Origin of the sequence: Rubellimicrobium sp. CFH 75288, assembly GCF_009904055.1 — a bacterium.
GTDB lineage: Bacteria > Pseudomonadota > Alphaproteobacteria > Rhodobacterales > Rhodobacteraceae > Rubellimicrobium.
Map to the genome: position 1 here is coordinate 14,403 of NZ_WYDP01000001.1, position 22,370 is coordinate 36,772.

The window sequence follows — 22,370 nt, forward strand, 5'->3', positions numbered from 1 at the left end:
CTACTCCGTCTCGAGCACGGTGAGGTCGAGCAGCGCGGTGGCCATGCCGAAGTAGATCAGCACGCCCAGCCCGTCCGCGATGGAGGTGATGAGCGGAGCGGAGGCGGTGGCCGGGTCGCGCCCGAAGCGGTGCAGCAGGAACGGCAGCGACATGCCCACGACCGAGCCCATGAGCACGATGATGACCATGGTCAGCGCCACGACCAGAGCGATGTCCGGCCCGCCCCGCAGGATGCCGAGGAACGAGACCGCAACGGCCATCGTGAGCCCGAGAAGCCCCGCAACGAGGATCTCGCGGCCGAGCATCCGTCCCCAGTCGCGCGTGCGCACGTCGCCGGTGGCCAGCGCGCGCACCATCAGCGTGGCCGATTGCGAGCCCGCATTGCCGCCCGAATCGATCAGCAGCGGCAGAAAGAACACGAGCGCAACATAGGCCGCGATCGTGTCCTCGAAATAGGCGATGCCGGCGCCGGAGAAGATGTTGCCGAACACCAGAAGCACCAGCCAGAACACCCGCTTGCGATAGAGCAGGCCGATGCTGGCGGTCAGGATCGATTCGCTGATGGGACCCACCGCGCCGGTCTTGCGAAAGGACAGCGTCTCCTGCTCCTGGGCGACGTCCATGGCGTCGTCGTAGGTCACGATCCCGGCCAGCCGGTCGCCGCCGTTGAGCACGGGCAGCGCGAGCAGGTCGTAGCGGCGGATCAGCTCCACCGCCTCGGCGCGGGGCGCGTCGGCGCGGATCGAGACGGGGTCGCGGCGCATCACGTCGTCCACAGTGGCACCGGGCGGCGCCACGATGAGGTCGCGCAGCGAGACCGTGCCGACGAGCCGTCCTTCGGCGTCGGTGACGAAGGAGTTGTAGATCGTCTCGGCGTCGGGGGCGGCGCGGCGCAGGTGGTCGATCGCCTCGGCGGCGGAGACGCCGGCCGGGACGGTCGCATAGTCCGAAGTCATTTCGGCCCCGACGCTGCCCTCCGGGTAGGAGGAGAGCTTGAGCAGGTCGTCGCGCTCGGCCTGGGCGAGGCCGGGCAGGATGGCCTGGCGCTGCTCCTCGGAGAGGTCGGCGAAGAGGTCCGCGCGCTCGTCGTGGGGCATGGCCGAAAGCAGGCGCGCGAGGTCGCGCCGCGACATGGCGGCGGCGAGCGCGGCCTGCGTCTCGGGCGGGAGATAGCCGAAGAGCTCGGCCTGCCGGTCCTCCGGGAGGGTGCCGATGATGCGGGCGAGGTCCGCGGGCGGGAAGTCGCGGATGGCGGCCACGGTGTCGGCGGGGTGCATCTCGCGCAGTGCCGCGCCGATCGAGCGCAGGTCACCGGCCCGCAGGTAGCGGCTGATGGCGAAGCTGTTCCAGGTGGTTGCGGTCATGGGTCCGTCCTCGGGCATGGCGGGGCCGGCGGCCCCGACCGCCTGTCAGGATGCCGACCCGTTCCTGTTGTGGATGCGCAGGCCCGGCCCCCGTGCACGAACGGCACGGACGGGACGGGCGATGCGCCTACTACCGTCGTCCAATTCGGCCTCCTGTGGGGGCATGCCGGCGGATGCCGGCGGTCGCGACCTAGGCGGCAGGCTTTCACGGGTCAAGCCCGAATCGCCGCCTTCAGGCCTCCAGCTCGGCATCCCAATAGAGGAAGTCCATCCAGCTGTCGTGCAGGTGGTTCGGAGGGAACTTGCGGCCGATGTTGCGCAGCTCCTCGGCGCCCGGGCGCCGGGGGGGGCGGCGGAGCGTCAGGCCGGACGCCTTGAGGGGCTTGTTGCCCTTGCGCAGGTTGCAACCCGAGCAGGCGGCCACGACATTCTCCCAGCTCGTGCGGCCGCCGCGCGAGCGGGGCACGACATGGTCGAAGGTCAGATCCCCCTTGGCGCCGCAATACTGGCAGCAGAACTCGTCCCGCAGGAACAGGTTGAAGCGCGTGAAGGCCACGGTCTTCTGCGGGCGGACATAGTCCTTGAGGACCACGACCGAGGGGATGCGCAGCGTCATGGAGGGCGAGCGCACCACGTCGTCATAGGTGGCGACGATCTCCACCCGGTCGAGAAAGGCGGCCTTGACGGCCTCCTGCCAGGGCCAGAGCGAGAGGGGGTAGTAGGAGAGCGGCCGGTAGTCGGCATTGAGCACAAGGGCCGGATGCTGGCGGAGCGACGCGGGATCGCGTACGAAGCTGGTCCTGAACTCGTCCGTCATGCCGCTCCATCCGTTCGCGTCATGCCCCGGGGGCACTATAGCTGGTGGGGTTCCGGCGACAAGCGCCGCAACATCTGGCCAGGTGGCGGCATCCCCGTATCGCGCAAAGGTGACGGGGAGGTGACAAGGCCTCAGCCCCCCAGCCGGTCGCGCAGGAAGGCCACCGCCGCGCCCAGCCCGTCGGGGGCGATCCCGTGGGGCGTGCCGCGCATGGTGTAGGTGGACAGGTCCGTCCAGCCCGCCGCGCGCAGGGCGCGTTCGGCCTCGGCCATGGCGGCGAAGGGCACCACGTCGTCGCGGTCCCCGTGGAGCAGAAGGACGGGTGGGCGCGAGCGCGCCTCGGCTGCGAGGAGGTCGGGGGCAAGCAGGCGTCCCGAGCAGGCGACGATGCCGGCAAGGGGCTCGGGCCTGCGGGGGGCGACGTGGAGCGCCATCATCGCGCCTTGCGAGAAGCCGCAGAGCGCCACGCGGCCGGGGGGAAGGCCCTCGGCCGCGAGGGTCTCGTCGAGCCAGGCGTCGAGGTCCGCGGCGGCGGCGAGCAGGCCTGCGCGGGCCTCGGCCTCGGAGGAGCCGTCGAGCCAGGGAATGGGAAACCACTGGCGGCCCCAGGGGGCATTGCGGCAGGGCTCGGGCGCGTGGACGGACAGGAAGGCCGTGCCCGGCAGGTGGGGGGCGAGCGGCTCGGCCAGACCCATCAGGTCGTGGGCGTCCGCGCCGTAGCCGTGCAGGAACACGAGCGCCGAGCGCGGCGCCGGCGGGCCGGCGCGGAGCGCCGAGAGGGGTCTGGTCACAGGGGTCTCCGGGCGAGGAAGTCGCGGGTGAAGGCGGCATAGCCGTCGGCCGTGCTACCCAGCCGGTCGCGGATCAGCGCATGCAGCCGGGGCAGGCGGTGAAAGGGGACGGCGGGCATCAGGTGGTGTTCGGCGTGATACGGCATGTTCCAGGCGAGGAACCGCACGAGGCGGTTGGTGAAGGTGGTGCGCGTGTTGAGCAGCATGTCCGCGACCCGCGGGCAGTCCCCGTGCTCGGCCAGCAGGTAGAGGCGCAGGGCGGGCTGGCCCAGCAGGAGCGGCACGACCCAGAGCCACAAGAGGAGCGGCGAGACGAGGAGCGAGAGCGCCCCCGCCCCGTAGAGCGCGAGGAGGGCGCGCGCCTCGCGCGTCATGGCGGGCCGGGCGGAGGGGGGAAGGTAGGGGGCGGCCTCGCGCCCCAGGGCGAGGCGCCAGAGGGTGCGGATCTGCCCGGCCCAGGTGGGCAGGCCCGAGACGTGCAGCGCCCAGGCGCGCCGTGTGGCGGGCTTGTCGCCGCCCTCGAGCTCGGGGTCGCCGGGCTGGTTGGTCCAGCGGTGATGGGCGAGGTGGTAGGGCCGGAACCAGCGGAAGGGCAGGATCAGGAGGGCGCCGCAGAGGTGGCCCACGACCTCGTTCAGGCGGGCGGAGGCGAAGGGGGTGCGGTGGGTGCATTCGTGCTCGAGCGTGAACAGGAACACGAGGAGCACGCCGTGCACCGGCAGAAGGAGCGGCCAGAGGGGAATCTGGGCGGCGATCAGGGTCCCCGTCAGCAGGATGGCGCCGCCGTGGCCGGCGAGGTGCAGGAGGCCCGCGCGGTCCGACCGTTCGGCCAGGGCCGCGCGTTCGGCCGGCGGAATGGCGGCAAGAGCGGCGGCGCCGCGATCGGCTTCGGTCATCGCACCCCCTCTCGCGAGCGGACGACCCCGTAATAGCCCCAGAGCAGCCGCGCCGCCACCGCCCGCCACGGGGACCATTCGGCCGCCATGGCGCGCAGGGCCCGCTCGGTCGGGCGGTCCGGCAGGGCAAAGAGGAGGCGCGCCCCTTCCTGCAGGGCGAGGTCGCCGGGGGCGAAGGCGTCGGCATGGCCGAGCGCGAACATGGCATAGATCTCGGCCGTCCAGGGGCCGATGCCGGGGACGGCGGTGAGGCGGCGGACGACCTCCTCGGTCGGCAGGGTGCGGAGCGCGGGGTAGTCGATGGGAGTCCCCGCGAGGGCACGGGCGTACCGGGCCTTCTGGCGCGAGAGGCCGGCGGCGCGCAGGTCCTCGTCGGTGGCGGACAGGATGGCGGCGGGATCGGTCAGGCCTCGCGCCTCAAGCCGGGCCCAGATCGCGTCGGCGGCGGCGGTCGAGACCTGCTGGCTGACGATCGAGAGAAGGAGGCGCGGGAATCCGTCAGCATGGCGGCGCAGCGGGATGGAGCCCGCGACCTGCCGCGCCGTCGCCCAGCGCGGGTCGCGGGCGGCAAGCCAGGCCGTCCCCTCGTCGATGCAGGCGGGACTGTGGATCAGGCGCATGGGGTCAGGCTACACGGACCGGAACGAAGCAGCAACGGAGCGCGCCCAGGCGAGGGCGTCGTCCTCGGTCGTGACGGTGCACAGGCCGGTGGGCAGCGGGGGGCGGCGCAGGAGCAGGACGGGGATGCCGAGGGCGCGGGCGGCCTCGATCTTGGGCCAGCCCTCGGGGCCGCCGGAATCCTTGGCCACCAGATGCGTGACACCGAGGCGGCGGAAGGTCCCGGCCTCGGCCGCCGCGTCGAAGGGGGGGCGGCCCACCTCCCAGCCGCCGGGAAAGGGAAAGGGGCGGTCGGGGGGGTCGATGACGCGCAGGTGGACGCGCGCGGCACGCAAGCCGGACCAGGCGGGAAGCGAGCCGCGCCCCGTGGCGAGGAACACGACCGCGTCGGGCGGGATCAGGGCGGCGGCCTCGGCCTCGGAGGCGACGAGGCGGCGGCCCGGCCCCTCGCCCCATCCCGGCCGCTCGAGCCGCAGGAGAGGCAGGGCGCGGGCGGCGCAGATGCGGTGGGTGCGTGCGGTGATGCGGGCGGCGAAGGGGTGGGTGGCGTCGATGACGGCGCGGACGGGATGCGCGTCGAGAAAGGCCGCGAAGCCCTCGTCCCCGCCGAAGCCGCCGTGGCGCACGGGGAGCGCGAGGGGCGCAGGGTCGCGCGTGGCGCCGGCGAGCGAGGCGACCGCGGGCAGGCCGGCCTCCGCGAGGGCGTGGGCGAGGCGGCGCGCCTCGGCCGTGCCGGCGAGAAGCAGGATCACGGGCCGGCCCGCCCGAGGATGCGGCCGGCGCGGTCCACCACGACCACGTCGGCCGCGGCTGACGCCCCGAGAAGGTCGGAGACGCGGGCCTGTGCCTCCTCGGCCACGCGGGCGGCGAGGGCGGGGCCCGCCGCCTCGAGCGCGGCGAGGGCGGTGGGCGCCGAGGCGAGCGCCGGATCGCCCGCCCATTCGGCGAGGCGAGCCATGTCCACCTGCGACCGGGCCGAGTGGAGGTCGAGCGCGCCCTGCGCCAGTTTGGCCATCTTGGCGATGCCGCCGCCCACGGTGACGCGGGGGACGGGATGGCGGCGGAGATACTTGAGCATGCCGCCGGCGAAGTCGCCCATGTCGATCATCGCCTCGAGCGGCAGGGCGTGGAGGGCGCGGACCGCCGCCTCGCTGGTGGCGCCGGTGCAGCCCGCGACATGGGGCAGGCCCGCGGCGCGCGCCACGTCGATGCCGCGGTGGATGGAGGCGATCCAGGCCGCGCAGGAGAATGGCCTGACGATCCCGGTCGTCCCGAGGATGCTGAGCCCGCCCACGATGCCGAGGCGGGGGTTCCAGGTGCGCGCGGCCAGGGCGGCGCCGCCGGGGACGGAGACGGTGATCTCCACATCCGGGGGGCGGCCGTGTTCCGAGGCGAGCTCGGCCACCGTCTCCTCCATCATGGCACGGGGGACGGGGTTGATCGCGGGCTCTCCCGGCGGGACGGGCAGACCGGGCATGGTGACGGTGCCCACCCCCTCGCCCGCGCGGAAGCGCACGCCGCCCGCCGAGGGGGCGACGCGGGCGAGGATCAGCGCGCCGTGGGTCACGTCCGGGTCGTCGCCCGCGTCCTTGACGATGCCCGCCTCGGCCCAGCCCGGTCCCTCGGCGCGATGGGCGAGGGGAAAGGACGGGGTCTCGCCCCGCGGCAGGCGGATCGTGACGGGATCGGGCCAGGCGCCGCTCCAGAGCCGCGACAGCGCGGCGCGCGTGGCCGCGGTGGCGCAGGCGCCTGTGGTCCAGCCTCGGCGGAGGGGGGTCTCGCTCACGGGGGCAAGATGGGACGGGGCGGGGCGGGGCGCAAGGCGGCCCCGAGCGGGCGGCGGCAACCGGGGGCGCGGGGGTGCGTCGGGTTCGGAGGGTGCGCGGTCGCGGGGCGGCTTTTCGCGGGCGGCGCGCGGGCGCATAAGGGGGCATGACCGCCCTGCCCCCTCACGACTGGCCCCCGTTCCTGCCCGGCTGGGTGTGGCTGTGCGGCGCGGGGCCCGGCGATCCGGGCCTGTTGACGCTGCACGCGCTGCACGCGCTGCGAAGCTGCGACGTGGTCGTGCACGACGCGCTGGTGGAACCGGCCATCCTTGACTGGGCGCCGGGGGTTGAGCGCATCCATGCGGGCAAGCGCGGCGGCAAGCCCAGCCCGAAGCAGCGCGACATCTCGCTCCGGCTGATCGAACTCGCGCGCGAGGGGCGGCGGGTGCTGCGGCTGAAGGGGGGCGATCCGTTCGTCTTCGGCCGCGGCGGCGAGGAGGGGCTGGCGCTGGTCGAGGCGGGGGTGCCGTTCCGGGTGATCCCCGGCATCTCGGCCGGGATCGGGGGGCTGGCCTATGCGGGCATTCCCGTCACGCATCGGGACGTGAACCAGTCGGTGACCTTCGTGACCGGGCACGACCAGTCGGGCGAGGCACCCTCGGCCATCGACTGGGGGGCGGTGGCGCGGGCGTCGGAGGTGATCGTCATCTATATGGGGCTGAAGCACGCGGCGACGATCGCGGGCGCGCTGATGGCGGCGGGGCGCGGGGCCCTCGAGCCCTGCGCCATCGTTTCGGAGGCGACGACGCCGCGCCAGCGCGTGGTGGAGACGGTGCTGGGACGGCTGGCCGAGGAGGCGGCGCGGGCGGAGGCGCCGGCCATCCTGTGCGTGGGGCGGGCCGTGCTGCTGCGGCAGGCCCTGGACTGGGCGGGGGTCGTGCGCTCGGCCGATCCGCTGGGCACGCGCGGCCTGAGCGCGAGCGCCTGAGGGCCATGGGCGGGCTTCTGGTCTCGGCCCCCGCCTCGGGGCAGGGCAAGACGACGGTGACCCTGGGCCTGCTGCGGGCGATGCGGCGGCGGGGCTGGCCGGTGCGGAGCGCCAAGAGCGGGCCGGACTACATCGACGGGCGCTTCCACGAGGCGGCGACGGGCCGGGCTTGCGTCAACCTCGACGCCTGGGCCATGGGCGAGGCGCGGCTGCGGGCGCTGGCGGGCGGGCGCGGGCCGCTGGTGGTCGAGGGGGCGATGGGGCTGTTCGACGGGGCGCCGCCCGACGGGCGGGGATCGGCGGCGGACCTGGCGCGGCTGCTGGGCCTGCCGGTGGTGCTGGTGGTCGATGCCTCGCGCATGGCGCAGTCGGCGGGGCCGCTCGTCGCGGGATTTGCGGCGGCCGATCCGGGTGTGCGGGTGGCGGGGGTGGTGCTGAACCGGCTGGGATCGGACCGGCACCGGCTGGCCGTGGAGCGGGCGGTGGAGCGCGCGGGACTGCCGGTGCTGGGCGCCCTGCCCCGCGACGAGGGCCTGGCGCATCCGGCGCGGCATCTGGGCCTGGTGGGCGCGGGCGAGCGGCCGGACCTGGAGGACTTCCTCGAGCGGGCGGCGGACGCGCTGGAGCGGCATGCGGATGTGGGCGCGCTGGCTGCCCTGGCCGGGGGGGCCGACCTGCCGGAGACGGCGCCCCCCTGCCCCGCCCCGCCCGGCCGGCGGATCGCGGTGGCGCGGGACGCGGCCTTTGCCTTTGCCTATCCGCACCTTCTGGCGGAGTGGCGGACCGGCGGGGCGGAGGTGGCCCTCTTCTCGCCGCTGGCCGACGAGGCGGTGCCGGAGGGGGCGGACTTCGTCTTTCTGCCCGGCGGCTATCCCGAGCTGCACGCGGCGCGGATCGGGGGGGCGGCGCGGTTCATGGCCTCTCTCCGGGGGGCGGCGCGCCGGGGGGTCGCGATCCACGGCGAGTGCGGGGGCTACATGGTGCTGGGCGAGGCGCTGGTCGATGCCGCAGGCGAGGCGCATCCGATGGCGGGCCTTCTGGGGCTGCGTAGCTCCTTCGCGCGGCGGCGGCTGCATCTGGGATACCGGCGGGTCGAGGGAGGATGGGGGCCGCTGGCCGGTTCCTGGACGGCGCACGAGTTCCATTATGCGACCGTGGAGCACGAGGCGGGCGAGCCCTTGTGGAAAGGGTGGGACACGGAAGGCGCGCCGCTGGGACGGATGGGGCTGCGGCGGGGATCGGTCGCGGGGTCGTTCGCGCATCTGATCGACCGCGCGGCCGATGGACAGGGCGCGGCGGCAGGTCTAGGGGCGGGGGCATGACGGACAGCCTTTCCCCCGCCGATCGCGCGGCCGCCGCCCCGGACGACCGACGGGCGCGGCGCAACGTGGCCGTGCTGGTCGCCGCGCAGGCGGTGCTGGGCAGCCAGGTCGTGATGGTCTTCGTGGTCGGCGGTCTGGCGGGGCAGATGCTGACGCCGGTGCCGTGCCTCGCCACGCTGCCCATCTCCATGATCGTGCTGGGCGCGGCGCTGGCGGCGCCGGCCCTGGCGGGGTTCATGGCGCGGCACGGGCGGCGGGCGGGGTTCTTCCTGGGCGCGGGCGGAGGGCTGGCCGGGTCGGCACTGGCGGCCTGGGGGCTGGCGGCGGGATCGTTCGGGCTGTTCCTGGGCGGCAGCTTCCTGACGGGGCTCTACATGGCGGCGCAGGGCTTCTATCGCTTCGCTGCCGCCGACACCGCCTCCGAGGCGTTCCGGCCCAAGGCCATCTCTTGGGTGATGGCGGGAGGGCTGATCTCGGCGGTGCTGGGGCCGCAGCTGGTCAAGGCGACGACGGGGCTGTTCGCGGTGCCGTTCCTCGGGACCTACCTCGTGGCGCTGGCGATCAACCTCGCCGGCATGGCGCTCTATCTGCTGCTGGACCTGCCGCGCCCGGTCGGGCGGCGGGAGGCGGCCGTTCGGGGGCCGTCCTGGGGGGCGCTGCTGGCGCGGCCGCCCGTTCTGGTCGCAGTGGTCTGCGGGATGGTCAGCTATGCGCTGATGAACCTGGTGATGACCTCGACGCCGCTCGCCATCGTGGGGTGCGGCTTCTCGGCCGGGGATGCGGCGGACGTGATTTCGGCGCATGTGCTGGCGATGTTCGTTCCGTCCTTCTTCACGGGGCACCTGATCGCGCGCTGGGGGGCCGAGCGGGTGGTGCTCGCGGGCCTCGTGATCCTGGCGGGGGCCGGGGCGACAGGGCTGTCGGGGGTGGAGCTGGGTCACTTCTTCGTCGGGCTGATCCTGTTGGGGCTGGGCTGGAACTTCGGCTTCATCGGGGCGACGGCGATGCTGACGGCCGCGGCCGGGCGGCCGGAGGAGCGGCATCGGGCGCAGGGCATGAACGACGCGCTGGTGATGGGCGGGGTCACGGTGGCCTCGCTGGCCTCGGGGGGGCTGATGAACTGCGTGGGCGGCAGCGCGGTCGAGGGGTGGCAGGCGGTCAACTTGGCCATGGCGCCGTTCCTGGTGCTGGCGGGCGGGGCGCTGATCTGGCTCTGGCTGCGGCCGCGGGACGCCTGAGGCCGGCCTACCAGGTCCCGCGCCACGTCGCCCAGAGCAGGCGCAGCCGCCGCGACCCCTCGGAGAGGGCGAGTCGGCCCTCCGTCGCCGCGGCCGGGTCGCGCAGGGCGGCGCGCAGGACGGGGCCGGCGAGCGTGGCCGCGCGCAGGGCGGCGGCCGCGCCGGGGCGGGCGGCGCGGGCGCGGGCGAGCGCCGCGAGCGCCTCGGACGCAAGCGCGCGCACGGGCTCGGGGCCCGGCTGGGCGAGGCCGCGCCCCGAGGCAGAGAGGGCGGGCAGCGCGAGGAGCCAGCTGGCCGCACCCTGGGCGAAGCCCGCCTCGAGCACCGCCGTGCGATCGGTAGCCCCCAGCGCCGCGGCGGCGGCCCAGAGGAGGTTGCCGGCCGTGCCCTCGAGATAGGGACGCAGTTCGGACAGGGCGAAGGGCCGGGCTTCGATGTCGCGGCGGCGTGCCTCGATCAGCGCGTCGAGCGGCGCGGGGTCGAGGCGGCCCGCGGCGATCAGCGCCGCGAGAGGGCCCGCGACCTCGTGCGCCGGTAGGGGCTGGCTGCGGGCCCCGGCCACCACGTCGCGCCACCATTGCAGGCGCATCTCGGCCAGCAGCGGCTCTCGGGTCATCCAGGGGGCGCGGGCGACCTCGAGGTTGAAGGCGTAGAGGGGAAACAGGACCTCGCGCGCGGGGGGGGGGGCGCGGACATGACGGCGCGGAAGCGGTCGGGGTCGCCGCGCGCCACGCGCCCGGCGCAGGCGTCCAGGCTCATCGCGGGACGGGGGCGTTGTCGCGGCAGAGCTTCCAGGCGATGGCGTCGGCCAGGGCCTCGAAGCTCGCGTCGATGATGTTGGCGGAGACGCCGACGGTGGTCCACTGGCGGCCCCGGCCGTCCTCGCTGTCGAGGAGGACGCGGGTCACGGCGTTGGTGCCGGAGCCGACGATGCGCACGGCGAAGTCCGTGAGGCGCATGTCGGCGATAAAGGACTGGAGGTCCCCCAGATCGGCCGCGAGCGCGCGGGACAGCGCGTGGACGGGGCCGGCATCCCCCTCCTCGGGGGCGTGAAGGTTCTCGTGGAAGCTGGTGATGCGGCGCGAGCCGATGGCCACGGTCACGACCGCCTCGGAGACGGTGACGATCTGGCCGCGGGCGTTGCGGCGGCGCTCGGAGATGACGCGGTAGCGCTCGACCTCGAACCAGGTGGGCAGCAGGCCGAGCGCGCGGCGGGCCAGAAGCTCGAAGCTGGCCTGCGCGGTGTCGTAGGCGTAGCCGCGCCCCTCGCGTTCCTTGACCTCCTCGAGGATGCGGGCAAGGCGCGGATCGCCCGGCGCGACCTCGATCCCCGCCTCGGCCAGGCGGGCGCGCAGGTTGGACTGGCCGGCCTGGTTGGACATGGGCACGATGCGCGTGTTGCCCACGGCGGCCGGGTCCACGTGCTCGTAGGTGGCGGGGTTCTTGAGGATGGCCGAGGCGTGGAGCCCCGCCTTGTGCGCAAAGGCGGAGGCGCCGACATAGGGCGCCTGGCGCGCGGGCACCCGGTTGAGGATGTCGTCGAGCGTGCGCGAGGCGCTGAGCAGGCCGCGCAGCGCCTCCTCGGTCACGCCGGTCGCGAAGCGGGAGCGGTAGGGCTCCTTGAGCAGGAGCGTCGGGATCAGGGTGACGAGGTTGGCGTTGCCGCAGCGCTCGCCCAGGCCGTTGAGCGTCCCTTGGATCTGGCGCGCGCCGGCCTCCACGGCGGCGAGGCTGTTGGCGACGGCATGGCCCGTGTCGTCATGGGCGTGGATGCCGAGGCGGTCGGGAGGGATGCCGGCGGCGATCGCGGCCTCGACCCCGCGGGCGATCTCGGCCGGAAGGGTGCCGCCGTTGGTGTCGCAGAGCACGATCCAGCGCGCGCCCTCGGCATGGGCAGCGCGCAGGCAGTCGAGCGCATAGGCCGGATCGGCGCGGAAGCCGTCAAAGAAGTGCTCGGCGTCGAACACGGCCTCGCGCCCCCTGGCGCGCAGATGGGCGAAGGAGGCGCGGATGTTCTCGAGATTCTCGTCGAGCGGGATGCCGAGCGCCTCGGTCACGTGGAAGGGATGCGCCTTGCCGACGAGGCAGACCGTGGAGGTGCCCGCATTGAGCACGGCGGCGAGGACGTCGTCGTTCTCGGCCGACCGGCCGGAGCGCCTGGTCATCCCGAAGGCGGCGAGGCGGGCATGGGCCATCCGGGGCGCGGCCTCGAAGAACTCGGAATCGGTGGGGTTGGCGCCGGGCCAGCCGCCCTCGATCGTGTCGATCCCGAGCGCGTCGAGAAGCTGGGCGATGCGGATCTTCTCGGCCGTGGTGAAGAGGACGCCCTGGGTCTGGGCGCCGTCGCGGAGCGTCGTGTCGTAGAGGTGGAGGCGGTCGGTCATGGGCGTGGGTCCTGTTTGCGCCCAGGCTGGCGGAAGGGGGTTAACAAGGCGTTACACCACCGTGCGGTGGTGTTGCGCGAAGCAGGGAATTCGGGCGCCGTCAGGGTGTTGGGCGGCTGCCGAGGTGTTGCGCGGCTCACGGGGCATGCTCCGGCCGCCGGCCGGGCGCGATTCGCCGCAGCGCGTCCTCGTCCAGGGCGGGTCCGGGCCGGAGTTCGACATCGTCCCGGCCCATGCGCACCTCGACCCCGGCGGCGAGAAGGGCGGCCTTGAGGCGGTCCACCTCGGCGAAGTCGCGCGTGCGGCGGGCATCCTGTCGCGCCGCGATCAGCCTCTCGCGCAGGGTGGCGAGAAGGGTGGAATCGGCCGGCGCGGCCTCCTCCCAGCCGCCCAGCTCCGGCGTCAGGAGGCCGAGAAGGGCCGCGCTGGCCAGGAGGGCGGGGCCGTTGCCCGCCCCGTGGAGGGCATGCAGCGCGGCGATCGCGGCGGGGGTGTTGAGATCGTCGGCGAGCGCCGCCACCACGGCCGGGTCGGGCGCGCCGGGGGCGAGGCCGCTCGCCGCCGCGCGCCAGCGGCGCAGGGTCGTCTCGGCCTCGGCGCGCTTGCGGTCGGTCCAGTCGGTGGGGCTGCGGTAATGGGTGCCGAGCAGGACGAGACGGACGACCTCGCCCGGCACGCCCCGGTCCAGGAGGTCGCGCACGGTGACGAAGTTGCCGAGCGACTTGGACATCTTGCGTCCCTCGACCAGCAGCATCTCGTTGTGGAGCCAGACCCGGGCGAAGCGGCCTTCGGGATGGGCGCAGCGGCTCTGGGCGATCTCGTTCTCGTGGTGGGGAAAAAGGAGATCGAGGCCGCCGCCGTGGATGTCGAAGCTCTCGCCCAGGAGCGCGCGGGCCATGGCAGAGCATTCGATGTGCCAGCCGGGGCGTCCCCGACCCCAGGGGGAGTCCCAGCCGGGCAGCGAGGGGTCGGAGGGCTTCCAGAGGACGAAGTCGAGCGGGTCCTCCTTCCACGGCGCCACCTCGACCCGGGCGCCCGCGATCATGTCGTCGGGCGAGCGACCCGAGAGCGCACCGTATTCCCCGAACGAGCGGACGCGGAACAGGACGTGGCCCGCGGCCTCGTAGGCATGGCCGCGGGCGAGGAGCGCGGCGATCAGGTCGATCATGCCGGGGATGTGGTCGGTCGCGCGCGGCTCGTGCGTGGGGGGGAGTGCGCCGAGAGCGGCGGTGTCCTCGTGGAACCAGCGGATCGTCTCGTCGGTGATGGCGCGGATGGGGCGGCCCGTCTCGGCGGCGCGGGCGTTGATCTTGTCGTCCACGTCCGTGATGTTGCGGACATAGGTGACGTGGTCCGCGCCATGGACGTGGCGCAGGAGCCGGAAGAGGGTGTCGAACACGACCACGGGGCGCGCGTTGCCCAGATGCGCGCGATCATAGACGGTGGGGCCGCAGACATACATCCGCACGTTGGCGGGATCGAGGGGGACGAAGACCTCCTTGCGGCGGGTCAGGGAGTTCGTCAGGCGGATCGTGGTCATGGCGCCTCGGGCGGTGGGCCCGCGGGCTGGTCTCGATCTCACCGGAGAGTGCGACGATGCGGCCCGCGTGACGGATGTCAGCAGGGAATGATGCAGCCGATCAGGATGGCACGGATCGTCATGGCCCCGCCTTATCAGGCGCGAGGGGGCGCGTCCACACTCGCGTGCATGGAACGGACCGGCGCCGCGTGGTATGGCCGGTCGCATGGGCCGGGACCTCGTCAACCGGATCTGCGCGGAGATGCCGGGGGCGGAACGGTCCGACCCCTGGGGCGGCGGACACGACGCGTGGAAGGTGGGCGGCCGGATGTTCGCCTGCATCGGTGCCGTGATGCCGGGCGTGTCGGTCAAGACGCGCGGGATCGAGGAGGCGGAGGTGCTGATCGCCGCCGGGATCGCGGCGCGGGCGCCCTATTTCCACCGCTCGTGGGTGCTGTTGCCGGAGGGGACGGACGAGGGGGAGCTGCGGCTGCGGCTGGGGATCGCCTATGAGACGATCCGCGCAGGACTGCCCCGGCGGCTGCGCGACACGCTGGGAGCTGCGGAGACGGGCGGTTGACTTCGGACCGGCGGGGTCGCAGGGAGGGGGCATGACCCAGCACCCCCTACCGTCCCGCCGCATCCGCGGCATCAACGAGGGCGGCTCGGACGGGTGGGAGATGTTCTATCGCGCGAAGGAGATGATCGCGCAGGGCATCCCTGTCCTCGAGCTGACCATCGGCGAACACGACATCAAGACCGATCCCGCGATCCTGGATGCGATGCATGCGGCCGCGCGGGGCGGGCATACGGGCTATGCGAGCATCCCCGGCATCGCGGATCTGCGCGCCGCAGTCGCCCGGCGCACCGAGCGGATGACGGGCGTGCCGACGCGGGCCGAGAACGTCATCGTCACGCCGGGTGCACAGGCCGCCCTGTTCGCGGCGCATCAGTTCGTGGGTGATCCCGGCGACCGCGCGCTGTTCGTGGACCCCTATTATGCGACCTATCCCGGCACGATCCGCGCGGCGGGCCTGGTCCCCGTCGCCGTCGAGGCGCGGGCCGAGGACGGGTTCGAGCCGCGCGAGGAGGCGCTGGATGCGGTCGCCGCCGGGGCGCGTTCGCTGCTCGTGAACTCGCCCAACAACCCGACCGGGGTCCTGTACGGCGAGCGCACACTGGCAGGGATCGCCCGCGTGGCCGAGCGGCACGACCTGTGGGTGATCTCGGACGAGGTGTACGATTCGCAGGTGTGGGAGGGTCGGCACCTGAGCCCGCGCGCCGTGCCGGGCCTGGCCGAACGCTGCCTCGTGGTCGGCTCCATGAGCAAGAGCCACGCGATGACGGGCAGCCGGCTGGGCTGGGTCGTCGCGCCCGAATCCGCCATCGCCCTGCTGTGGGACCTGTCCACGGTCACGAACTACGGCATCCCCGGCTTCATCCAGGATGCCGGGGTGTTCGCGCTCGCTCTGGGAGACGAGTTCGAGGCGCGGATCGCCGAGCCGTTCCGCCGGCGGCGGGAGATCACGCAGCGCCTGCTGTCGCGCCAGCAGGTCGTGGGGCTCGCGCCCCAGAGAGGGGCGATGTACGCGATGCTGGACCTTCGCGCGACGGGCCTGAGCGGGATCGCCTTCGCGGAGCGGCTGCTGGAGGAGGAGCAGGTCGCCGTCATGCCGGGCGAAAGCTTCGGCCGTGCGGCGGCCGGCCATGTGCGCGTGGCGATGACGGTGGCCGACGACCTCTACGAGGAGGCGCTGGGCCGCATCCTGCGCCTGGCCGACCGACTGGCGGCGGAGGCCCGCCGGGCGCGGGCCTCCTGAGCGGTCAGAACCGGAACGAGGCGCGCAGGCCGACGGTGGTGGCGTCCACGTTGATGTCGCCCGGCCCGACATCGTTGAAGCGATGCTGGAGCACCTCGGCCCCGACCATCACGTTGTCGGTCACGAGATAGGACACGCCGGCGCCGAGAAAGCCGCCGTTCACCGTCTCGTCGATGCCGCCCGACAGCTCGGCGCGGGCGAAGCCGCCGGTCACATAGGGCATGACGCGCCCGGCGTCCCAGCCGGCGCGGAGCTTCAGCCGTCCGATGTTGTCGATGCTGGTGTCGGCCTCCCCGATGGAGATGTCGGTCCAGTCGTAGTCGAGTTCGGCGCCGAGCACGAAGCGCCCGACATTCTGCTGGTAGCCCGCATGGACCCCGTAGAGGGCCCCGTCATAGCTGTCCTCGAGATCGTCCGAACCGACGTTGAACCCGTAGGAGAGCTGACCGCCCGCATAGAACCCCGTCCAGTTGCCGGCCTGCGGCAGGGCAGGCGCGGGCAGGACGGGCGCCGGTGCGACAACGGGGGTCGTCGGCGCCACGGGCTGGTTCAGGCCTCCGGCGAGGGCGGGCACGGCGATGAGCGAAGCGGCGGCGGCGGCCGCGGCAAGGCGAAGCGTCATGGTCGAGCCTTTCGTCTGGTCTGGTCATGGACCGGTCGAGCCGGTTACGCCCGACCTATGACGGAAATGCAGGGCTTCAACCCATGCGACGCCGTTGCACAGACCCTGCGCGGAGTTGCGCTGGAAGCGTAACGCCTTCTGGAACGCTGAAGATACCGCCGGCGACCGCTGCCCGCACGCCCGTGGTACCGGGGCAGGAGGTGGGCAAGCCACGCGCCACGCGCATGGCCAGAAAGGCAAAGGCCTGCGCCTCGACCATGTCGCCGTCCACGTCCCAGCGTTCGATCGGCTCCACGGCGCAATCGACCCCTGCCCGGATCATGGCCATCAGGGTGGGGTTCCGCCGCCCGCCGCCGGTGACCAGAAGCCGGGCAGGCGGAGCAGGCAGAAGATCCATCCCGCTCGCCACCGCGGCCGCGCAGCAGGCCGCCAGCGTCGCGGCGGCGTCCGCGTCGTCCAGATGCGCGACCCGCTCTGCCAGGCCGGCAAAGGCATCCCGGTCGAGCGACTTGGGCGGCATCCGGAAGAAATGGGGGGCGCGCAGGAACTCCTCGATCACCGCCATCGCCACCGTGCCCGCGGCAGCGAGCCGGCCGTCGCGGTCGAAGGGTTCGCCGCGGCGGCGCCAGAGCAGGTCGTCGAGCGGCGCGTTGGCGGGGCCGGTGTCGAAGGCGAGAAGCGCCCCCTCCTCCTCGGGCCGCTCCCGCGCGGGGTCGATCCAGGTGAGGTTGCCCACGCCGCCGAGGTTGAGCACCGCAACGGGATGCGTCTCGCCCGCGCGGCGGGCGAGCGCATGGTGATAGAAGGGGGCGAGAGGGGCCCCCTGCCCGCCCAGCCGGATGTCGGCGGACCGGAAGTCCCACACCACGGGGCGGCCGAGACGCGCGGCCAGTGCCGCTCCGTCGCCCGCCTGGTGGGTGCCCCTGCCCCCCGGGTCGTGGGCCAGCGTCTGGCCGTGAAAGCCCACGATCCCCGCTTCGGAAAAGGTGGCGAGCAGTTCGGCATGGGCATCCTCGACGACCCGGGCGGCTCGCGCGACCTCGGGACCATCCCACCGGCCGAGCGCGGCGCGCAGGGTCTCGCGCTCCGCCTCGGAATAGGGGCGGAAGGCGGTGCGGCCGAAGCCGGCGATCCGTTCGCCATCCGTGTGGAGGATCGCCGCGTCCACCCCGTCGAGCGAGGTGCCCGACATGGTTCCCAGAGCCGCAACCGTCCCGGCCATCCCCCGCCCCGCTTTCCCCCGGCGCCCGGCGCCGCTATGACGATGCCCCGACGACCCGAGGGGAACAAGGCCATGACCATCGCGCGCGCCCGATCCGACTTTCTCCAGGCGATGATCGAGCGCGGCTACTACGCCGACTGCACCGACCTCGAGGGTCTGGACGCGGCGCTGAGCGGAGGGGTGGTCACGGCCTATATCGGCTATGACGCCACGGCGCCGTCGCTACATGTGGGGCACCTGCTCAACATCATGATGCTGCGCTGGCTGCAGCGGACGGGGCACCGGCCGATCACGCTGATGGGGGGCGGCACGACCAAGGTGGGCGACCCGTCCTTTCGCAGCGAGGAGCGCCCGCTGCTGACGCCCGAGCAGATCGCGGCGAATGTCGAGGGGCTGCGGGGGGTCTTCGCGCGCTATCTCGACTACGGCGAGGGGCCGACCGGGGCGCTGATGCTCGACAATGCGGAGTGGCTCGACGGACTCAACTACCTCGACTTCCTGCGCGACGTGGGGCGGCATTTCAGCGTCAACCGGATGCTCTCCTTCGAGAGCGTGCGGTCGCGGCTGGAGCGGGAGCAGTCGCTGTCCTTCCTCGAGTTCAACTACATGATCCTGCAGGCCTACGACTTCGTCGAGCTGTGGCGGCGGCACGGCTGCGTGCTGCAGATGGGCGGGTCGGACCAGTGGGGCAACATCGTCAACGGGATCGAACTGGGCCGCCGGATGGAGGGGGCGGCGCTCTTCGGCCTGACCTCGCCGCTGCTGACCACGGCGGACGGGCGCAAGATGGGCAAGAGCGCGGGGGGCGCCGTGTGGCTGGACGCGCGCATGCTGTCGCCCTACGGCTTCTGGCAGTTCTGGCGCAACACGGCCGATGCCGATGTGGGCCGGTTCCTGAAGCTCTACACCGAGCTGCCGGTGGAGGAGTGCGAGCGGCTGGGGCGCCTGGGCGGGGCAGAGATCAACGAAGCCAAGGTGCGGCTCGCCCGCGAGGTGACGACGCTGCTCCACGGGGCGGAGGCGGCCGCCGCGGCCGAGCGCACCGCGCGCGAGGTGTTCGAGGCGGGCGGCGTGGGCGAGGACCTGCCCACCATCGTCGTCACCGAGGCGCAGATCGAGGCGGGCCTGGCCAACACGGCGCTGTTCGTGCAGGCGGGCCTGGCGGCCAGCGGCAAGGAGGCGCGGCGGCTGTTCGCGGAAGGCGGCGCACGCATCAACGACGAGGTGGTGACCGAGCCGCGGCTTCTGACCGCCGAGGAGGTGGCCGGGGGCCTCAAGCTCAGCGCGGGGCGCAAGCGTCACGCGCTGGTGCGGCTGGGCTGAGGGGACGGGCCGGTGCCGCTGACGATCATCGAACGCTGCGAGGCGCAGGGGTTGCGGCTGACCGGGCAGCGGCGGGTGATCGCCCGCGTGCTGGAGGAGGCCGAGGACCATCCCGACGTGGAGGCGCTGCATGCGCGAGCCGCGGCGCTGGACCCCAACATCTCGATCGCCACGGTCTATCGGACGGTCAAGCTGTTCGAGGAGGCGGGCATCCTCGAGCGGCACGATTTCCGGCAGGGCCGCGCCCGCTACGAGGATGCCGAGCGCGACCACCACGACCACCTGATCGACCTGTCCACCGGCGAGGTGATCGAGTTCGTGGACCCCGAGATCGAGGCCCTGCAGGAGCGCATTGCCGAGAGGCTGGGCTATCGGCTGGTCGGGCACCGGCTGGAACTCTACGCGCTGCCCCGCAAGGCGGGACGGTGAGCGCGCCCCCCGGCGGGGCGGACAACGCGCGCGGCATCCTGCTGATGAGCCTGGGCATGACGGCCTTCGCCGTGGAGGATGCCTTTGTGAAGGCGGCCTCGGCCACACTGCCCGCGGGGCAGATCCTGCTGATGCTGGGCCTGGGCGGGGGGGTGCTGTTCGGAGCCGCCGCCCGGCGGCGGGGGCGGCGGATCTGGTCGGCCGAGGCTCTGCACCCGGCCGTGCTGGGTCGCAACCTGGCCGAGATGTTTGGCAGCGCGGCCTATGTGCTGGCCCTCGCCCTGGTGCCGCTGGTCCTGGTGACGGCGATCTTTCAGGCGATCCCGCTGGCGGTCGCGATGGGAGCGGCGCTGTTCCTGCGCGAGGAGGTGGGCTGGCGGCGGTGGCTGGCGATCCTGGTGGGGTTCGCGGGCGTGATGGTGGTGATCCGGCCCGGCGCGGCAGGGTTCGAGCCGGCGGCGCTGCTCGCGCTGCTGGCGGTCATGGGGCTGGCCGCGCGGGACCTGTTCACGCGGCGCGTGCCGTCGGGGATCGACACGACGCAGCTGACGACCTGGGGCTTTCTGGCGGTGGCGCTGATCGGGGCGGCGCAGCTGGGGGTGACGGGCGGGGCGGTCTGGCCGGGGGCCGGGACGTGGTGGCTGCTGGGAGGAGCGCTGGGGGCGGGTGTGGCGGCCTATTGGTGGCTGACGGAGGCCACGCGGGTGGGCGAGCTCTCGGCCATCATGCCGTTCCGCTACGTCCGGCTGCTGGTCGCGCTGGTCATCGGCACACTGGCCTTCGGCGAGCGGCCGGACGGCTGGACGCTGATCGGGGCGGCGATGATCGTGGGCAGCGGTCTCTATGCCGTCTGGCGCGAGCGGGTCCGCGCGCGCGAGGCCCTTTCGCGGGGGGCCGCCCCGCGCTAGGGAGCGCCCGACGCCGGCCATCACGGGAGCCCTTCCATGACCACGATCATCGACGTCCACGCGCGCGAGATCCTCGACAGCCGCGGCAACCCCACCGTGGAGGTGGACGTCACGCTGGAGGACGGGACGATGGGCCGCGCGGCCGTCCCCTCGGGCGCATCCACCGGCGCCCACGAGGCGGTCGAGAAGCGCGACGGCGACAAGGCGCGCTACAGGGGCAAGGGCGTGCTGGAGGCGGTCGCCGCCGTCAACGGCGAGATCGCGGACGCCGTCCAAGGCATGGACGCGACCGAGCAGGCGGGGATCGACGCGCTGCTGTGCGAACTGGACGGGACGCCCAACAAGGGGCGGCTGGGGGCCAACGCGATCCTGGGCGTGAGCCTCGCGGTCGCCAAGGCGGCCGCCGACTACACCGCGACACCCCTTTACCGCTATGTCGGCGGCACGGCGGCGCGCGTCCTGCCCGTGCCGATGATGAACATCATCAACGGCGGCCAGCACGCCGACAACCCGATCGACATCCAGGAATTCATGATCATGCCCGTCGGCGCGCCGTCGCTGCGCGAGGCGGTGCGCTGGGGGGCGGAGATCTTCCACACGCTCAAGGGCGAGCTGTCGGGGATGGGCCTGTCCACCGGGATCGGGGACGAGGGCGGCTTTGCGCCCGCCCTGCGCTCGACGCGTGAGGCGCTGGACGTGATCCTGCGGTCGGTCGAGAAGGCGGGCTATCGGGCGGGCGAGGACGTGATGCTCGCGCTCGACTGCGCGGCGACGGAATACTGGCGCGACGGGCGCTATGCCATGGAAGGCGAGGGCAAGTCCCTGACCCCGGAGGAGAACGTCCGCTTCCTCGAGGAGCTGGTGGGCGCGTATCCAATCCTGTCGGTCGAGGACGGGATGGCCGAGGACGACTGGGACGGCTGGGCCATGCTGACCGAGGCGCTGGGCGACCGGGTGCAGCTGGTGGGCGACGACCTGTTCGTGACCAATCCCGACCGGCTGCGCGAGGGGATCGCGCGCGGCATCGCCAATTCGCTTCTGGTCAAGGTCAACCAGATCGGCACCCTGTCCGAGACGCTCCGCGCCGTGGACATGGCGCATCGCGCGCGCATGACCTGCGTGATGTCGCACCGTTCGGGCGAGACGGAGGACGCGACCATCGCCGATCTCGCCGTGGCGACGAATTGCGGGCAGATCAAGACGGGCTCGCTGTCGCGGTCCGACCGGCTGGCCAAGTACAACCAGCTCATCCGCATCGAGGAGGGCCTGGGCGACGTGGCGGAATATGCCGGGCGCTCGGTCCTGCGCTGAGGCCGTGGAGGGGCACCGGCCCGCGCTGCGCCTGCACAGCCGCGCAGAGTTCGCGCGGCGCGTGGCGCGGTTCGTGGCCGTGGCGGCGGGGTTCCTGGCGGTGGCGCTGGGGATTGGCGTGCTGGGCTATCACGAGCTGGCGGGGCTGGGCTGGGTCGACAGCTTTCTCAACGCCGCCATGATCCTGGGCGGGATGGGCCCGGTGGACCCCATGCCCCACGACGCAGCCAAGCTGTTCGCGGGGATCTATGCGCTGGTGGGCGGCGCCGTCTATCCGGCGGTGGCGGCACTGATCCTGTATCCGCTGGTCCACCGGATGATGGCCGTCCTGCACATCCGGGCAAGAGCCCCGGAGGAGGACGAGTGACGGGGGACGAGATCATCGCGCGGCTCGGTCTGTCCCCCCATCCCGAGGGCGGCTGGTACCGGCAGACCTGGACGGCCGGCGCGCGGCCGGGCGAGCGCCCCGCGGGGACGGCGATCCTGTTCCTGCTGCGGCAGGGCGAGCGCAGCCACTGGCACCGGGTGGACGCCGACGAGATCTGGCACTTTCACGCGGGCGCGCCCCTGCGGCTGCGTCTGGCAGCCGATGCCGGGGGCCCGGCCGAGGAGCGGCGACTGGGCCCGGACCTGCGGGCGGGCGAGATGCCGCAGGCCGTGGTGCCCGCCGGCTGGTGGCAGGCGGCCCGGAGCCTCGGCGACTGGACGCTGGTGGGCTGCACCGTCTCGCCGGGGTTCCGGTTCGAGGGGTTCGAGCTGGCCCCGCCGGGCTTCGACATCCCCGCCGGGCCATGATTCCCGACCGCGAGATCGACGCGCGAGGGCTGCGCTGTCCCCTGCCCGTCCTGCGCGCGCGCAAGGCACTGCTGGGCATGCGGCCGGGCGAGGTGCTGCGCGTCCTGGCCGACGACCCGATGGCCGCGATCGACCTGCCGCATTTCTGCCGCGAGGCGGGACACGATCATCTGGGCCTCACCGATCGGGAGGGGGCACAGGCGCACCTCATCCGCCGGGGCGGATGAGGTGCGGAG

Annotated in this window: 24 protein-coding genes; 12 read left to right on the top strand and 12 right to left on the bottom strand. The window is 73.4% G+C overall.

The window, feature by feature from the left end; genetic code table 11:
• The 7 genes from mgtE to GT358_RS00105 all read right to left on the bottom strand — a co-directional run bounded on the left by mgtE (position 1) and on the right by GT358_RS00105 (position 6,273).
• Positions 1-1,365, bottom strand: coding sequence for a magnesium transporter (gene mgtE / locus GT358_RS00075; RefSeq protein WP_166580540.1), 1,365 nt, complete (start codon positions 1,363-1,365; stop codon positions 1-3).
• Between the two features lie 232 nt (positions 1,366-1,597).
• Positions 1,598-2,182: an HNH endonuclease gene (locus tag GT358_RS00080; protein WP_166580541.1), complete on the bottom strand. Its 585-nt coding sequence runs from the start codon at positions 2,180-2,182 to the stop codon at positions 1,598-1,600.
• A gap of 131 nt (positions 2,183-2,313) precedes the next feature.
• A complete protein-coding gene (locus GT358_RS00085) occupies positions 2,314-2,973 on the bottom strand; it encodes an alpha/beta fold hydrolase (protein WP_166580542.1) in 660 nt (219 codons plus the stop codon).
• The gene (locus GT358_RS00090) at positions 2,970-3,869 is read right to left on the bottom strand and encodes a fatty acid desaturase (RefSeq protein WP_166580543.1); all 900 of its coding nucleotides are present in this window, start codon (positions 3,867-3,869) and stop codon (positions 2,970-2,972) included. The genes GT358_RS00085 and GT358_RS00090 overlap by 4 nt, the downstream gene beginning before the upstream one ends.
• Positions 3,866-4,489, bottom strand: coding sequence for a DNA-3-methyladenine glycosylase (locus tag GT358_RS00095; RefSeq protein WP_166580544.1), 624 nt, complete (start codon positions 4,487-4,489; stop codon positions 3,866-3,868). The genes GT358_RS00090 and GT358_RS00095 overlap by 4 nt, the downstream gene beginning before the upstream one ends.
• Before the next feature lie 9 nt (positions 4,490-4,498).
• On the bottom strand, positions 4,499-5,239 hold the full coding sequence (locus GT358_RS00100; RefSeq protein ID WP_166580545.1) for a precorrin-6A/cobalt-precorrin-6A reductase: 741 nt from the start codon (positions 5,237-5,239) through the stop codon (positions 4,499-4,501).
• Positions 5,236-6,273, bottom strand: a complete 1,038-nt coding sequence (locus GT358_RS00105) for a cobalt-precorrin-5B (C(1))-methyltransferase (RefSeq protein ID WP_371416175.1) — start codon at positions 6,271-6,273, stop codon at positions 5,236-5,238. The genes GT358_RS00100 and GT358_RS00105 overlap by 4 nt, the downstream gene beginning before the upstream one ends.
• A gap of 146 nt (positions 6,274-6,419) precedes the next feature.
• On the opposite strand from GT358_RS00105, the gene cobA reads away from it, so the two are divergent.
• The 3 genes from cobA to GT358_RS00120 are packed head-to-tail and all read left to right on the top strand — an operon-like array spanning position 6,420 to position 9,801.
• Entirely contained in the window at positions 6,420-7,241 is an 822-nt protein-coding gene (gene cobA, locus GT358_RS00110; protein ID WP_166580547.1) for a uroporphyrinogen-III C-methyltransferase, read from the top strand.
• 5 nt (positions 7,242-7,246) lie between these two features.
• Positions 7,247-8,563 carry a cobyrinate a,c-diamide synthase gene (locus GT358_RS00115; protein ID WP_166580548.1) on the top strand — a complete coding sequence of 439 codons (1,317 nt, stop codon included), beginning with the start codon at positions 7,247-7,249 and terminating at the stop codon, positions 8,561-8,563.
• Positions 8,560-9,801, top strand: coding sequence for an MFS transporter (locus GT358_RS00120; RefSeq protein WP_166580549.1), 1,242 nt, complete (start codon positions 8,560-8,562; stop codon positions 9,799-9,801). The genes GT358_RS00115 and GT358_RS00120 overlap by 4 nt, the downstream gene beginning before the upstream one ends.
• Positions 9,802-9,808: 7 nt before the next feature.
• Here GT358_RS00120 and GT358_RS00125 read toward each other — a convergent pair whose 3' ends face one another.
• From GT358_RS00125 to cysS, 3 genes are all read right to left on the bottom strand, one after another.
• Complete coding sequence (locus tag GT358_RS00125) at positions 9,809-10,546, bottom strand: squalene/phytoene synthase family protein (protein WP_371416200.1); 738 nt, start codon at positions 10,544-10,546, stop codon at positions 9,809-9,811.
• A gap of 10 nt (positions 10,547-10,556) precedes the next feature.
• Complete coding sequence (cimA, locus tag GT358_RS00130; protein WP_166580550.1) at positions 10,557-12,185, bottom strand: citramalate synthase; 1,629 nt, start codon at positions 12,183-12,185, stop codon at positions 10,557-10,559.
• Between the two features lie 136 nt (positions 12,186-12,321).
• Complete coding sequence (cysS, locus tag GT358_RS00135; RefSeq protein ID WP_166580551.1) at positions 12,322-13,725, bottom strand: cysteine--tRNA ligase; 1,404 nt, start codon at positions 13,723-13,725, stop codon at positions 12,322-12,324.
• Between the two features lie 205 nt (positions 13,726-13,930).
• On the opposite strand from cysS, the gene GT358_RS00140 reads away from it, so the two are divergent.
• Both GT358_RS00140 and GT358_RS00145 read left to right on the top strand, forming a co-directional pair.
• Positions 13,931-14,284, top strand: coding sequence for an MmcQ/YjbR family DNA-binding protein (locus GT358_RS00140; protein WP_166580552.1), 354 nt, complete (start codon positions 13,931-13,933; stop codon positions 14,282-14,284).
• A gap of 31 nt (positions 14,285-14,315) precedes the next feature.
• Positions 14,316-15,524 carry a pyridoxal phosphate-dependent aminotransferase gene (locus GT358_RS00145; protein ID WP_166580553.1) on the top strand — a complete coding sequence of 403 codons (1,209 nt, stop codon included), beginning with the start codon at positions 14,316-14,318 and terminating at the stop codon, positions 15,522-15,524.
• Positions 15,525-15,528: 4 nt separating this feature from the next.
• Here the strand turns inward: GT358_RS00145 and GT358_RS00150 are convergent, their stop codons facing one another.
• Both GT358_RS00150 and GT358_RS00155 read right to left on the bottom strand, forming a co-directional pair.
• The gene (locus GT358_RS00150) at positions 15,529-16,146 is read right to left on the bottom strand and encodes an outer membrane protein (RefSeq protein WP_166580554.1); all 618 of its coding nucleotides are present in this window, start codon (positions 16,144-16,146) and stop codon (positions 15,529-15,531) included.
• Positions 16,147-16,222: 76 nt separating this feature from the next.
• A complete protein-coding gene (locus GT358_RS00155) occupies positions 16,223-17,368 on the bottom strand; it encodes an anhydro-N-acetylmuramic acid kinase (RefSeq protein ID WP_166580555.1) in 1,146 nt (381 codons plus the stop codon).
• A gap of 72 nt (positions 17,369-17,440) precedes the next feature.
• Between GT358_RS00155 and tyrS the strand changes: the two genes are divergently transcribed.
• The 7 genes from tyrS to GT358_RS00190 are packed head-to-tail and all read left to right on the top strand — an operon-like array spanning position 17,441 to position 22,361.
• Positions 17,441-18,691, top strand: a complete 1,251-nt coding sequence (gene tyrS / locus GT358_RS00160; protein WP_166580556.1) for a tyrosine--tRNA ligase — start codon at positions 17,441-17,443, stop codon at positions 18,689-18,691.
• A 12-nt stretch (positions 18,692-18,703) separates the two neighbouring features.
• Positions 18,704-19,120 (top strand): transcriptional repressor, encoded by a 417-nt coding sequence (locus tag GT358_RS00165; RefSeq protein WP_166580557.1) that lies wholly within the window; start codon positions 18,704-18,706, stop codon positions 19,118-19,120.
• Complete coding sequence (locus GT358_RS00170; RefSeq protein WP_371416176.1) at positions 19,117-20,028, top strand: DMT family transporter; 912 nt, start codon at positions 19,117-19,119, stop codon at positions 20,026-20,028. The genes GT358_RS00165 and GT358_RS00170 overlap by 4 nt, the downstream gene beginning before the upstream one ends.
• A gap of 36 nt (positions 20,029-20,064) precedes the next feature.
• Positions 20,065-21,339 (top strand): phosphopyruvate hydratase, encoded by a 1,275-nt coding sequence (gene eno / locus GT358_RS00175; RefSeq protein WP_166580558.1) that lies wholly within the window; start codon positions 20,065-20,067, stop codon positions 21,337-21,339.
• A 4-nt stretch (positions 21,340-21,343) separates the two neighbouring features.
• Positions 21,344-21,706, top strand: a complete 363-nt coding sequence (locus GT358_RS16545) for a hypothetical protein (protein ID WP_243730633.1) — start codon at positions 21,344-21,346, stop codon at positions 21,704-21,706.
• A complete protein-coding gene (locus tag GT358_RS16550; RefSeq protein ID WP_166580560.1) occupies positions 21,703-22,134 on the top strand; it encodes a cupin domain-containing protein in 432 nt (143 codons plus the stop codon). Before GT358_RS16545 ends, GT358_RS16550 begins: the two co-directional genes overlap by 4 nt.
• Positions 22,131-22,361 carry a sulfurtransferase TusA family protein gene (locus GT358_RS00190; protein ID WP_166580561.1) on the top strand — a complete coding sequence of 77 codons (231 nt, stop codon included), beginning with the start codon at positions 22,131-22,133 and terminating at the stop codon, positions 22,359-22,361. Before GT358_RS16550 ends, GT358_RS00190 begins: the two co-directional genes overlap by 4 nt.
• Positions 22,362-22,370 lie beyond the last annotated feature (9 nt).

Coding starts and splice junctions, on each gene's coding strand:
- GT358_RS00190 (WP_166580561.1), top strand. CDS start 22,131: ATGATTCCCGACCGCGAGATCGACGCGCGAGGGCTGCGCTGTCCCCTG.
- eno (WP_166580558.1), top strand. CDS start 20,065: ATGACCACGATCATCGACGTCCACGCGCGCGAGATCCTCGACAGCCGC.
- GT358_RS00140 (WP_166580552.1), top strand. CDS start 13,931: ATGGGCCGGGACCTCGTCAACCGGATCTGCGCGGAGATGCCGGGGGCG.
- cobA (WP_166580547.1), top strand. CDS start 6,420: ATGACCGCCCTGCCCCCTCACGACTGGCCCCCGTTCCTGCCCGGCTGG.
- cysS (WP_166580551.1), bottom strand. CDS start 13,725: ATGACCACGATCCGCCTGACGAACTCCCTGACCCGCCGCAAGGAGGTC.
- GT358_RS00145 (WP_166580553.1), top strand. CDS start 14,316: ATGACCCAGCACCCCCTACCGTCCCGCCGCATCCGCGGCATCAACGAG.
- GT358_RS00095 (WP_166580544.1), bottom strand. CDS start 4,489: ATGCGCCTGATCCACAGTCCCGCCTGCATCGACGAGGGGACGGCCTGG.
- GT358_RS00080 (WP_166580541.1), bottom strand. CDS start 2,182: ATGACGGACGAGTTCAGGACCAGCTTCGTACGCGATCCCGCGTCGCTC.
- GT358_RS00115 (WP_166580548.1), top strand. CDS start 7,247: ATGGGCGGGCTTCTGGTCTCGGCCCCCGCCTCGGGGCAGGGCAAGACG.
- GT358_RS00155 (WP_166580555.1), bottom strand. CDS start 17,368: ATGGCCGGGACGGTTGCGGCTCTGGGAACCATGTCGGGCACCTCGCTC.
- mgtE (WP_166580540.1), bottom strand. CDS start 1,365: ATGACCGCAACCACCTGGAACAGCTTCGCCATCAGCCGCTACCTGCGG.
- GT358_RS00150 (WP_166580554.1), bottom strand. CDS start 16,146: ATGACGCTTCGCCTTGCCGCGGCCGCCGCCGCCGCTTCGCTCATCGCC.
- tyrS (WP_166580556.1), top strand. CDS start 17,441: ATGACCATCGCGCGCGCCCGATCCGACTTTCTCCAGGCGATGATCGAG.
- GT358_RS00090 (WP_166580543.1), bottom strand. CDS start 3,869: ATGACCGAAGCCGATCGCGGCGCCGCCGCTCTTGCCGCCATTCCGCCG.
- GT358_RS00120 (WP_166580549.1), top strand. CDS start 8,560: ATGACGGACAGCCTTTCCCCCGCCGATCGCGCGGCCGCCGCCCCGGAC.
- cimA (WP_166580550.1), bottom strand. CDS start 12,185: ATGACCGACCGCCTCCACCTCTACGACACGACGCTCCGCGACGGCGCC.